Source organism: Pelatocladus sp., assembly GCF_059505505.1.
The window spans coordinates 1-12,031 of the sequence record NZ_JCACKS010000065.1 but is presented as its reverse complement, the minus strand read 5'-3'; the positions used below and the strand labels follow the sequence as shown (position 1 = coordinate 12,031).

Annotated in this window: 9 protein-coding genes; 6 read left to right on the top strand and 3 right to left on the bottom strand. The window is 40.8% G+C overall.

The window, feature by feature from the left end; all coding sequences use genetic code 11:
* The first annotated feature begins 39 nt into the window (after positions 1 to 39).
* Both AC5JMK_RS06480 and AC5JMK_RS06475 read left to right on the top strand, forming a co-directional pair.
* Positions 40 to 711, top strand: a complete 672-nt coding sequence (locus AC5JMK_RS06480) for an aminotransferase class I/II-fold pyridoxal phosphate-dependent enzyme (protein WP_495909684.1) — start codon at positions 40 to 42, stop codon at positions 709 to 711.
* Between the two features lie 2 nt (positions 712 to 713).
* On the top strand, positions 714 to 1,655 hold the full coding sequence (locus AC5JMK_RS06475) for a 2-hydroxyacid dehydrogenase (RefSeq protein ID WP_096675429.1): 942 nt from the start codon (positions 714 to 716) through the stop codon (positions 1,653 to 1,655).
* Positions 1,656 to 2,053: 398 nt separating this feature from the next.
* Here AC5JMK_RS06475 and AC5JMK_RS06470 read toward each other — a convergent pair whose 3' ends face one another.
* Complete coding sequence (locus AC5JMK_RS06470; RefSeq protein WP_495909683.1) at positions 2,054 to 3,562, bottom strand: phenylacetate--CoA ligase family protein; 1,509 nt, start codon at positions 3,560 to 3,562, stop codon at positions 2,054 to 2,056.
* Positions 3,563 to 3,717: 155 nt separating this feature from the next.
* Here AC5JMK_RS06470 and AC5JMK_RS06465 point away from each other — a divergent pair, with 155 nt between their 5' ends.
* The 4 genes from AC5JMK_RS06465 (at position 3,718) to AC5JMK_RS06450 (ending at position 9,449) form a co-directional block, all read left to right on the top strand.
* The gene (locus tag AC5JMK_RS06465; protein ID WP_096675427.1) at positions 3,718 to 5,427 is read left to right on the top strand and encodes a serine/threonine-protein kinase; all 1,710 of its coding nucleotides are present in this window, start codon (positions 3,718 to 3,720) and stop codon (positions 5,425 to 5,427) included.
* Positions 5,428 to 5,601: 174 nt separating this feature from the next.
* Positions 5,602 to 7,749 carry a serine/threonine-protein kinase gene (locus AC5JMK_RS06460; RefSeq protein WP_096675426.1) on the top strand — a complete coding sequence of 716 codons (2,148 nt, stop codon included), beginning with the start codon at positions 5,602 to 5,604 and terminating at the stop codon, positions 7,747 to 7,749.
* A gap of 271 nt (positions 7,750 to 8,020) precedes the next feature.
* Positions 8,021 to 8,470 (top strand): adenosylmethionine decarboxylase, encoded by a 450-nt coding sequence (gene speD, locus AC5JMK_RS06455; RefSeq protein ID WP_096675425.1) that lies wholly within the window; start codon positions 8,021 to 8,023, stop codon positions 8,468 to 8,470.
* A gap of 25 nt (positions 8,471 to 8,495) precedes the next feature.
* The gene (locus AC5JMK_RS06450) at positions 8,496 to 9,449 is read left to right on the top strand and encodes a fused MFS/spermidine synthase (RefSeq protein WP_096675424.1); all 954 of its coding nucleotides are present in this window, start codon (positions 8,496 to 8,498) and stop codon (positions 9,447 to 9,449) included.
* A 186-nt stretch (positions 9,450 to 9,635) separates the two neighbouring features.
* Here the strand turns inward: AC5JMK_RS06450 and AC5JMK_RS06445 are convergent, their stop codons facing one another.
* Together AC5JMK_RS06445 and AC5JMK_RS06440 are read right to left on the bottom strand one after the other, a co-directional pair.
* Complete coding sequence (locus AC5JMK_RS06445; protein ID WP_495909682.1) at positions 9,636 to 9,953, bottom strand: hypothetical protein; 318 nt, start codon at positions 9,951 to 9,953, stop codon at positions 9,636 to 9,638.
* Between the two features lie 238 nt (positions 9,954 to 10,191).
* Positions 10,192 to 11,748, bottom strand: coding sequence for a hydantoinase B/oxoprolinase family protein (locus tag AC5JMK_RS06440; RefSeq protein ID WP_096675422.1), 1,557 nt, complete (start codon positions 11,746 to 11,748; stop codon positions 10,192 to 10,194).
* Positions 11,749 to 12,031 lie beyond the last annotated feature (283 nt).

Below are 12,031 nucleotides of genomic sequence, written 5' to 3'. Positions count from 1 at the left end.
AAACTCAAAAATAAAGGCGACGCTGTCATCACAATTTAAATGCATAACAGCTTACCACAATTTACACAGCTTGAAGCTCTTGTAAACTATGCAAGAGAACATAAATCCGTGATTATTTATGACGCTGTTCATAGTTTATTTATTACGACTTCTAGCATCCCCAAGAGTATTTATGAAATTGAGGGCGCAAAAGAATGTGCAATTGAAATTGGTAGCTTTTCAAAGTGGGCAAATTTTACAGGTTTAAGAGTAGGATGGGCTGTGATTCCGCAGGAACTAACGATTTGTAATACAGTCCCTGGGGAATTAAATGCTCTTTGGCGCATTAGGCACGAAATTAAGTTCTGGGGAACTGCCAATATTGCACAAATGGGTGCGCTTGCTGCTTTATCTCGTATAGGGCAACTTGAGTGCCAAGAAGTCGTGAATTATTATTTGCAAAATGCTCGTATGCTCCGAAATGCTTTGGAAGCAGTTGGAATCAAGTGTTTTGGTGCTATTGACAGTCCGTTTGTTTGGGTAAAGTCTCCCAGAAATTGGGATTCCTGGCAATTTTTCGATTATATGATGCGATCTACGGGAATTGTAGGAGTTCCTGGTTCTGTGTTTGGTGATTTGGGAGAAGGGTATCTACGTCTGAGTGGTTTGGGACATCGCGAAAGTATTGAAGGAGCAGTAAGTAGTTTAAGTCAATTGACGAGGATAGTTTAGTAGTGGCAGTACTGATGCTCGCAGAAATAGAACCAACGGATACTTGGTTTACTGAATTAATAGCCAGATTGAAGCAGCACAGATCAAATATAGATTGGCGAGTTTGGCCTGAAGTAGGCGATCCAAAAGAGATTGAGATTGTTCTGGCTTGGTATCCACCATTAGGCACATTACAGATGTTCCCTAATCTCAAACTCATTCTGTCTCTAGGGGCTGGAGTAGATCATATTTTGCAAGATTCTAGTCTTCCCCCTGATGTTCCGATTGCTCGTCTTGTCCCCAATAAATTGGCTTTACAGATGGCCGACTATGTTATGCAATCGGTTTTAGCATGTAAGTGTCGTGTAATTGATTATCGAGATTTACAACAATTGCGACGTTGGAATCCTCTATTTACACCCAATAGATATCAGTTTATAGTCGGGGTCTTAGGTTTAGGTGCTATGGGTAGAATTGTGGCTCAACGCTTATCAACTATAGGTTTATCAGTCCGAGGCTGGAGTCAAAGCCCTAAAGAAATAGAGGGGATTGATTGCTTTTTTGGAAATGAGCAATTTAATGCTTTCTTGAGTAAGTGCTGTGTGCTTGTAAATCTACTTCCCTTAACGACTGCAACGAAGGGAATTCTATCTCATGCAACCTTTGCGGCTTTACCACAAGCCGCTTACTTAATTAATGTGGGTAGAGGTCAACACCTAATCGAAGCTGATTTGTTGAAAGCATTAGAGTCTGGGCAATTGGCTGGTGCATATTTGGATGTCTTCAATACTGAACCCTTACCAAGGGAGCATCCATTTTGGTCTCACCCCAGGATTGTTGTTACTCCTCATGTGGCAGCAGTTGGTGCGCTTGACGATGTTGTTGATTACATTATTGATGCGATCGCGCGTATTGAAACAGGTAGCCCCTTAAAAAACTTGGTAGATCGAAATCAAGGCTACTGAATTCTAGGTAATTCAAGTTGTGGTTGAGGTAAGAATCACTAAACAAGGCAAAAGTTAAAAGTTAAAAGGCAAAAGAAAGAAAAAGAAAAAATGGTTTAAGCACCATTATTTATGGATAAGAAAAAAGATTTTTACTCTCCCTTGAAGGCTTCGCCTACGAGACACTCATGCTGTGAAAAAAGGCGTCCGCTACCCTTCGGGAACGCTTCGCGAACAAATCCCCTAATTTTAATTATGGGAATTCTCTTTTTACTTTTTACTTTTTAACCTGAGTTCGGGATAAGCTGAAACCCTGATTATATCGTTAGCTACAACCCCTATTATCTCGTAGAAAAAATAGAAAAATAGCCTTAACCCGAACTGAGGTTTTTTACTTTTTACTTTTTACTTTTTAACAACTACTTGCGTGTATACCGATGCTTCACCCCTACAGGGAAATACTCTGGATCGCCTGTGGGAGTTAGTGTAATTTGTGGCGTTTGGTATTCTTTTGGAACATAGTTAGCAAATTCACTGTTGAGGCGCAGCAACTGAGTGAGAATCGAAGCTGCAATAACTTGTGTTCTTGCATCACTAGCTTCTTCCCCTGGTGCTAATTCTACAACTACAGATAAATACCGATTCTTATCTGCATCTTCTTTTACCTGCATCACAAATTTACCTGTCACCCAATCTTTAATTTCTGACTGTTCTAATCCCACCGTTACATTTTCTGGATAAATATTTGCACCAAAGTAGGATACTGTAAAATTAGAGCGTCCAAAAATGTAAACAAAAGGCAAAGAACGCACACCTCTACCGCCATAAGATTGTAATTCAGCTATGGGGTCGAAACCATAGCCTGCCAAAAACTTGAGCATAGCATCGTAAGTAATTATCCCCCCGGTATCCAAGATGTTGTAACGCACTAAGGGAATACCATTGTCTCCAGAAAAGATTAATGCACCATCTTTGACTTCAAAAAAGCGAGCAATTGGATCATACTGTACAAGGGTAGGTAAACGCGACTCCTCAAACAAAGTCCGTGCAGCTTCTGGATTTGCTGCTAAAAAACGACGAATACAGACACTTAGAGGTGTTTCATTACCTAATACGCCTGCATCTGCTGTTCCGTAGAGTGATGCAGAGTCATAGCAAAGATGTTGAAAACCAGCCCTTTCACCTACTAAACTACGCCATTCCTCACTAAACACTTCTCCCGCCATTACCAATTTTATGTGATACTGCTGCCACTCAATTCCACGGCTAATACCAGTATCAATTACATCTTTCAGAAAAGGTGGGTATCCTAACAGCACAACCTGATCAAAAGCAGTACCAAGTTCCTGTACTACGCGAAAGATTTCTTCTTTATTATTGCCTGGAGTAATTACGGTGATGGGATAACCTTTGCTAGCAAGATAGCGACAGCAATTGGTGGTGTACATTCCACCTACCCAAGTCCCCAAAGTGAAACAAATCACAGCTAAAGTGCGTCTAGTATCAGCAGTAAAACTGTCGTGGAATATCTGTTCAAAGCGAGTGGCAATTTGCAATTCATCTGTGAAGAAACGAGGCCAAAATGTGGGTTTTCCCGTCGAACCTGAAGAGACAGCGATCATATCACAGTTTTTGAGATCTCCATAACGACACAAGTTTGCTAGTGGGTGACGTAACAAATAATTTTCTTTAGTAATCAAGGGTAGGGCTTGGAAATCTGCAAGAGTTTGGATGGAGTCAGGATTTATTGCTTGTTCTGCCAAAAAATTTTTGTATGCAGGTACACTAGAAGCTACATCATGAAATAATGACACAACCCTGGATTCGACTTCAGTGTTGACATGCTGTTGTATTAGTGTATCTAAAGGAGTTTGTAAAAATTCTGTATATGCGCTGATTGCCCGTAGTTGTTGAGATTCAGTATTCATAATTTTTATTTTGTTAATTATCGGTTGTTGGTTAGTGGTTAGTTTTTCTTCCTTGTCTTTCTTGTCTTCTTTGTCCCTCTTACCCAATCCCCACCGTAATCACGGCTATCCTTGTTGTAGCTAATAATAAATCCCTTTATCAATTCTTCAGCACCATGCAGGTCTATTGCAGTAAGCAGCACGTCAATAATGGGAGTAACCGTTTTTGTACTCAGTGTGGTGAACCCTTGCCTATTCATCAAGAAGAAATTATTGCCAAGCGTTATAAAATTATCAAACTATTAGGGCAAGGGGGGTTTGGCCGCACTTATTTGGCGGAAGATATGAAAAAATCTGCTCAAACATGTGTGTTGAAGGAATTTGCTCCCCAAGTAGAAGAAGAACAAAATTTAAAAAAAGCGAAACAATTATTTGAGCGAGAAGCTAGTGTCTTAAAAAAACTCCAGCATCCCCAGATACCCCGTTTTCACACTTCACTGCAAGCCAAAATAGGTAATCATGATTTTTTCTTTTTGGTGCAAGACTACGTAGAAGGTGAAAATTACCTAGATTTGCTAGAAGAACGTCTGAATAAAAGACAGAGTTTTAGCGAAGAGGAAGTAATTACCCTCCTACAACAAATGTTACCTGTGTTGTCTTATATTCACTCTCAAAATGTAGTTCACCGTGATATTTCTCCCGATAATTTGATTTGGCGACATTCTGATAAACAGCCAGTATTAATTGATTTTGGTGGTGTTAAACAATTACCCGCTTCTCAAGGTTTTTGGTTTACTCAAATGGGTGGAATACGCACTATTTTGGGTAAAAAAGGGTACGCGCCGGAGGAACAATTACGGCAAGGAAAAGCCTTTCCTAGCAGCGATTTGTACTCATTAGCAGTAACCGCGCTGGTATTGCTGACAGGAAAAGAACCACAAAAACTTTACGATAGCTATCAGGGTAATTGGTACTGGGGAAAAGAAATCAAAGTTAATCCTAGTCTAGAAGCAGTGTTAAAAAAAATGCTGGCTTATAAACCAAGCGATCGCTACCAAAATGCTAATCAAGTCCTCAAAGATTTAAAATCACCAGTCCCAATCAAATCTGTCAATCCCCACGTCACCAAACTCAAGACAATGGTAGTTGCACCAGGGCGAAAGAGCGTCAAAGCGCTGGCGACAAGATTCCACAACAAAACCCAAGCGATCGCTCAAAAGTTACCTTTACCTGTGTGGTTACGTCCTTTTGCTATGAGTATGGTTGGAACCACCGTAGTTGCTTTGACTCTTGTTGGTTCTTGGGCGGTGGTCAATGCTGTTATTCAAGCCGTATCATCAATTACTATTCCTACGATCACCCTCCCCACATTACCTGATGGTTCTGATTCTCCTACTAAACCAGTGAGTAATCCTAACAACAAAGAAGGAACCCGCATCAGCCAAATTTTAGATCGCCGCGCCCAGCTACAAGTACCAGAAGGATTTTTTAATCAGATAGTCAATGAACTTTTTTATACTAACAATCCAGAATTAAAAGGGCGTTCTCTGACCTCTGACTCTAAAGATGAAGCGTTACGAGAAGAATGGTACAGTACAGCAGAGAATTTATTAAAAAAAATAGAACAAGCTCAACTCAGTACAGATGCCCGCAGTCAACTAGGAACTTATAGCCAAAGCAGCTTACAAACTTGGCGCAAACAAGCCCAAGCTGGAGAATTCGGAAACTATACCATCGAGCAACTTCAGACAGAAACAAATCGAAAATTTGACCGATTATTTCCGGGACAACGCCCTAGAAATGCGAAACTGGATCAGAGTAAATTTGGTCAGATATGGTATGCGATCGCAGCCGATCAAGTCAGTAAACTAGAATCTGCAAATTAGGGATTGGGGATTGGGGAAAGGGGAAAGGAGAAAAGGGAAGAGACGCGCAGACGTATAGAGTAGGAGACGCGGAGAATCTATCAAAAATATTCACCGTGTCCCCGTGTCCCCAATCCCCTTTCCCTGCTCCCTGCTCCCCGCTCCCCAATCCCCGATGACAATTGACAAATGACTATGAAAGTTTATTGCTCCAAAGGACATGAGAATCCGTATGGTAGTCGCTTTTGTTTACATTGCGGCGAAAAGTTGGATGCTGGAAATAATCAGGGTATCCAACCGGGTCAAACTTTGGGCGATCGCTATTTAATCGTGCGTCAACTTGGTCAAGGAGGGTTTGGACGTACTTATTTAGCTGAAGATATTAACCGCTTTCGAGAACTTTGTGTTTTAAAGGAATTTTTTCCCCAAGTCCAAACTGCTTACGTTTTAAAAAAAGCAGAAGAATTATTTCAAAGAGAAGCGACTGTTCTCTACCAGCTACAGCATCCGCAAATTCCCCGTTTCCGCGAACTGTTCCGCAGTAATTTTAGTGGCAAAGAGTACTTATTTTTAGTGCAGGATTATGTAGAAGGACAGACTTATAGTTCCTTACTAGATGAGCGTCTCCAAAAAGGTTTACGCTTCACAGAATCAGAAATAACTGAGCTTTTGCTACAAATTTTACCAGTACTAGAGTATATCCACTCTCTCGGAGTCATTCATCGCGATATCTCTCCGGATAACTTGATGCTTTGCAAACTCCCCCAAACCTCCCCTTACCAACGACGAACTGAAGGAAGTTTACCAGTCCTGATAGATTTTGGTGGCGTCAAACAAGTAGCAGCAGTTGTCGTCTCCCAATATTACCAACCAAATACAGGTGCTGTAACACCACCAGCCACCTTACTGGGGAAATTTGGTTATGCGCCCCCAGAACAAATGCAAACAGGATCGGTAGAACCTCATAGCGATCTTTATGCTTTAGCAGCAACAGTATTGGTGTTGTTAACAGGGAAACAACCGTCTGAACTAATCGATGACAACACCCTTGCTTGGAACTGGCGACGAGAAATTAGCCTTAGTCCCACCTTGGGAGTAGTGTTAGATAAAATGCTTTCTCCTATTCCGCAACAACGTTATCAAAGCGCCCAGCAAGTCCTGCAAGTCCTCAATCCACCCCCGTCCTATTATCCGCCAACTCAACCTCCTGCCCCCGTCCGAGTCCCAGAACCAACCACCACCGTAACTCTAGCTGTATCCCCATCTCCCCATCCTCCCAAATCCCCATCTCCTTCCACATCTGCGACCCCTCACACTCCTCACATCTGGTGGACACCAGACAAAATCATCTTGGTATTTTTATTACTGACAACATCTGCTGTCATCGCTGTGTGGGGAGCAAACAGCTTGCTTTCATCGCGTTTTGATGATGAACCACAGCCAACACCAACGTCTAGCCCCACTAAGCAACCCCTTGATCCCCTCGCCCAATATTCCTCAGCAGAACGGGCGCGCAAAGAAAGATTACGCGATCGCCGTCAGCGTTTAGGTATTGATGAAAACTTTTATGTGAATTTGGTAAATCAAATATTTTGGGAGAACAATCCTAGTTTGCAACGTCGCAGTCTCACCAATGAACCAGCAGATGAACAATTACGGGCGCAATGGGATAAAACTGCTGATCAATTACTGCAAAAGTTAACACTGTTGAGTTCACAAAGCAGACAAAAATTAGGTACTTACCAAGGAGGCGATCGCGATCGTTGGAAAGTAGAAGCCAATAACTTAAATGTATCGAGCCGGGCTTTATATGATTTAGGAGATGCAGCATTTTTTCAGCAATTTCCAGAACAGGAAAGCAAGAATTTTATCGATCAGCCCATTGGACAAGTTTGGCACGCTTTTGTTGCTGATAAACTCAACGCCATTATTGCTAGAAGTGCTTTCCAGAAGATTAATTTTGATCCTAATGCTACTAGCAAAACAGTTAGCGGTAATCTCAAAAGTTCAGCAGGTAAAGTTTTCATTGCCGATCTGCGCCAAGATCAGTTAATGGAAGTGAAATTAGCAGCAAATCCGCAACTTTTGTGGTCAATTTATTCGCCCACTGGAAAGTATGTGTTTTTGGAAGATTCTAAAAAGCGATCGTGGTCAGGTAAACTGTCAGAAAGCGGATTTTACGAGTTTGTAGTTGTGTCACGCAGTTCGCAGCCACTTTCATATCAACTGACTTTAAATGTAGAAAATCCTACTCCCCCACCATCACCAACACCAAGCGACACCCCGACATCTGAATCAACACCTACACCTACATCTAGCGAAACAGCCACACCTACACCGTAAAAAATGGGGATCGGGGATGAATCAGTTAACAATTAACAGTGATCAGTTATCAAATTAAACTGATCACTGTTAACTGATTAGTTGTCCCCTCACACTCCAAACCCTTATCCTGTAGCAATTTTAAAAAATTCTGCATTTATTTCTACATTTATGTAATAATCATAGTTCTGTGCATAAAAGCATAAAAATCTCTAGTCTTACAGCAAATTTAAATTCCAAGAAGTAGCAAAACCAATCTTGGAGGTGAATTTCTCGTTAGTTGTTGTATAAGGTGGAAGAATTGGAAAAGCAATCTTACCCCACCGAGGAATTATCTTCGGTTCCTGTTGGCAGACACTGTATTCTGGAACTTTACGGCTGTCCAATCAGTTTACTGAATGACATCGGGTTCATTAGAGAGGCTTTGCAAGCAGCTGCTAAGACAGCAAAGTCTACTCTGCTCAAAGAGATATCATATCAGTTTGAACCCTATGGAGTAACTGCATTGGCACTTTTGGCCGAATCTCACATATCGATTCATACCTGGCCAGAAAACGGCTACATAGCAGTAGATGTGTTTACCTGTGGTCAACATACGAAACCGGAGAAAGCTTGCGAATACCTTGTAGAGGCTTTCCAAGCCAGCAAACATGTACTAATGACACTTCCTCGTGGTAGGTTTTCACCCAGTATCCAATCAACAATTAAAGAGTTGGAACAGACTCTGTTGGTGAGTACATGATATTGGAAGTAGAGAGAAGAATCTTATGCCAGGTAGCGAAGTCGGTGCAGATTTTTGGGTAAATGAGTACATCACTCCTTGGGATATTTATGCTCATGGGGTAACGGCGGTACTTGCTTACCAGAAAACTGAATATCAAGAAATGTACATTGTGGAAACAGGAACCTATGGTAAGGCTCTAGTCCTCGATGGTAAGTGGCAATCTTGTACTGGTGATGAATTTTTATACCATGAACCGTTGGTTCACCCCGGAATGATTTTTCATGGCGCACCACGTAAGGTACTAATTCTTGGTGGCGGCGAAGGAGCTACAGCGAGAGAAGTCTTGCGGTGGCAGACAGTAGATAAAGTCGTGATGATTGACATTGATGGCGAAGTGGTGGAAGCTTGCAAGCAACACCTAAGTGAAATGCATCAAAACGCCTTTGATGACCCACGTTTGCATGTGGTAATTGCAGATGCACTCGACTTTTTGGATACCACTGATGAGAAATGGGATGTAATTATCTCTGATCTTAGTGATCCAATTGAGTCAGGGCCATCATTTCAATTATTTACCAAAGAATACTTTGAAAAAGCCAGTCGTGTATTATCACCAAATGGTTTTTTTGTCGTCCAAGCAGGCCCTGTGTCACCAGGGGAATTAAATCTCCATGCACGGTTGGCAAAAACACTAAATGCGGTTTTTCCCAATGTGCAGTCCTACAGTAGCCATACCTGTACTTATGGCAGACCGTGGGGTTTTATCCTAGCTTCGCAGTTAAAGATCAACACCCAACCTGACCCAGAGAAGGTAGATCTGCTGTTGCAAGCAAAAACTAGTGGTGGATTCCGCATGTTTGATGGGATAGCGCTTTTAGGTATGCTGCATTTGCCACTGCATCTGAGAAAGGCGATCGCCACAGAAACCCAAGTTTATACTCTCGCTGAACCTCCCAAATTTTTTGGTCAAGGTTCAGTTGTTCCTGTTCGGAACTAAAATTTGGAATTCGCAATTGCTGAAATTAGTTCCGAAGTTCAAATTCTCAAATCCTAATTATTTTCGGGTGTAGGCTATGTTCCTCACCCCTTTTTTTATTTGACACTCCCACGCTTTCATCCAGCCAACTTAACTTAAATAAGGTGTAATACTGGTGTTTTGAGAATTCATGCAAGAGTTCTACTATTACTCAACTTGGCGAACTGCAAACTTATGTAGAGGCAGACTAACAATACAAGAAAATGTTAAGAAATATGACAAAGCTGTTGTAATCCTCAAAGTCATATGTATTGCTTCCCAGTGAGGAAACACTAATTTTTCAATTCCAAAAGCAACACAGTAAACTAACCAGTAACAAAAGGTCATTCTAAATAAAATGACCTCTGTTGCATCTGCATCATCTTTTTGCTGTTTATTATCCCACAGTAAAAACAAACCAATAATACAAGCTACAAAAGAAACAGCAACAAAAAAATTATGACAAATAAAGTTTACCGAAGGCATTTTTCTTTATCCTGAAAAATTTTCTCTGTTTTAGATAAGTCTAAAGGAATAGATATAAAGATATAGGTAAATAGTTACAAACTGAAATAGATTCTAAGAAATATGTAAATAAATACTAAAAATTAATAAATTAGTTTATCTTTATAAACAACAGCAGTTGAGTTTTGTAAGCATATTGACATCTTGCACCAAATAAAACATTTAGCAGCTGGTTTTTGTTGGTGACATCTAAGAGATTTCAATCCTTAGCTTTTTCCCCAAATCCACCACCACCAGGGGTTTCGATGACAAAAATGTCTCCTGCTTGCATTTGCACTGTCGCTGTGCTGTCTAGATTCTCTTGGGTTCCATCTTGACGTTGTATCCAGTTGCGTCCTACTTGTCCTGCTTCTCCACCATTTAATCCAAAGGGAGGAATCAGCCGATGTCCAGAGAGGATATTAGCTGTCATCGATTCTAAAAATTTGATGCGACGGATGACGCCATCTCCACCTGAGTGTTTTCCTTTACCCCCGCTATTAGGACGCAAACTAAAGCTTTCTACTAAAACAGGATAGCGAGTTTCTAAAACTTCAGGATCGGTCAACCGGGAGTTAGTCATGTGGGTATGGACTGCATCAGTACCATCAAAATTTGTCCCTGCGCCAGCACCACCGCAGATCGTTTCATAATATTGATAACGGTCATTACCAAAGGTGAAATTATTCATCGTTCCCTGAGAAGCAGCCATTACACCCAAAGCACCATATAAAGCATCGACAATGGCTTGGGATGTTTCTACATTTCCGGCTACTACTGCTGCTGGATAGGTTGGATTTAGCATACAGCCAGAAGGGATAATTATTTCTAGTGGTTTCAGACAGCCAGCATTGAGGGGTATGCTGTCATCAACCAGAGTCCGAAAGACATATAAAACTGCTGCTTGCGTGACGGCTTTAGGAGCATTGAAGTTAGTATTTAATTGTCCAGATGTGCCTGTAAAATCAATCGTAGCGTTGCGATTTTCTCGATTGATTGTGACTTTTAATTGAATGCGTGCGCCGTCATCCGTTTCATAAATAAATGAGCCATCTTTGAGAACATCAATCGCTTTTTTAACTGATTCCTCGGCATTATCTTGGACAAATTTCATGTAAGCTTGGACTGTTTCAAGTCCATATTGAGAAACCATTTTCCGCAGTTCTTGTACTCCTCTTTCATTGGCAGCTATTTGTGCTTTAAAATCAGCGATGTTTTGGTTAGGATTACGAGCAGGATAGGGATGATTTAAGAGTATTTCTCGTACTTGGTTTTCTCGAAAATTGCCTTGTTCAACTAAGAGAAAATTATCAAAGATAATCCCTTCTTCTTCGACTGTGGTACTATGAGGAGGCATGGAACCAGGAGTAATTCCACCGATATCAGCTTGGTGTCCACGGGAAGCTACATAAAAAATAATTTGTTTTTCGTCTTCATCAAAAACGGGAGTAATAGCTGTGACATCAGGGAGATGTGTTCCGCCGTTATAGGGATTATTAGATAGATAAACATTTCCTGATTTGAGGGTGTCACCTTTATCATTTATCAAACTACGAACACTTTCACTCATTGAGCCTAAATGTACAGGAATATGAGGGGCATTAGCAACTAGTAATCCTGAAGCATCAAAAATGGCGCAGGAAAAATCTAGGCGTTCTTTGATATTGACTGATGCTGCTGTGTTTTGCAGAACAATTCCCATTTGTTCGGCGATAAATTGATAGAGGTTTTTGAAGATTTCGAGGCGGACGGGATCGCTTTGAGATATTGTATACATAATAAGTATATCGGCACAACTAAAGTTAATTTGTTAGAGTCGTCATTAGTTATTGGTCCTTGGGTTATGTTTATTTTCATCCACCTAAGTATTTTTTAGAAAAATTATAAAAGTGCAGAGAAGTAGAGGAAAGTATTAGGTATTTTTGGTTTACTGAGTTAGATAAAATTTTTAACCTATAGTTAATTGCATGTCAAAATTTGGGAACTTCTATATGTAAAGATAATTTTAGCTTGAACCAAAAGAAGCCCCACACTGTATTCGGTACTCCGAATCAGTGTTG

Coding starts and splice junctions, on each gene's coding strand:
- AC5JMK_RS06445 (WP_495909682.1), bottom strand. CDS start 9,953: ATGCCTTCGGTAAACTTTATTTGTCATAATTTTTTTGTTGCTGTTTCT.
- AC5JMK_RS06470 (WP_495909683.1), bottom strand. CDS start 3,562: ATGAATACTGAATCTCAACAACTACGGGCAATCAGCGCATATACAGAA.
- AC5JMK_RS06460 (WP_096675426.1), top strand. CDS start 5,602: ATGAAAGTTTATTGCTCCAAAGGACATGAGAATCCGTATGGTAGTCGC.
- AC5JMK_RS06480 (WP_495909684.1), top strand. CDS start 40: ATGCATAACAGCTTACCACAATTTACACAGCTTGAAGCTCTTGTAAAC.
- AC5JMK_RS06440 (WP_096675422.1), bottom strand. CDS start 11,748: ATGTATACAATATCTCAAAGCGATCCCGTCCGCCTCGAAATCTTCAAA.
- AC5JMK_RS06465 (WP_096675427.1), top strand. CDS start 3,718: ATGCAGGTCTATTGCAGTAAGCAGCACGTCAATAATGGGAGTAACCGT.
- AC5JMK_RS06450 (WP_096675424.1), top strand. CDS start 8,496: ATGCCAGGTAGCGAAGTCGGTGCAGATTTTTGGGTAAATGAGTACATC.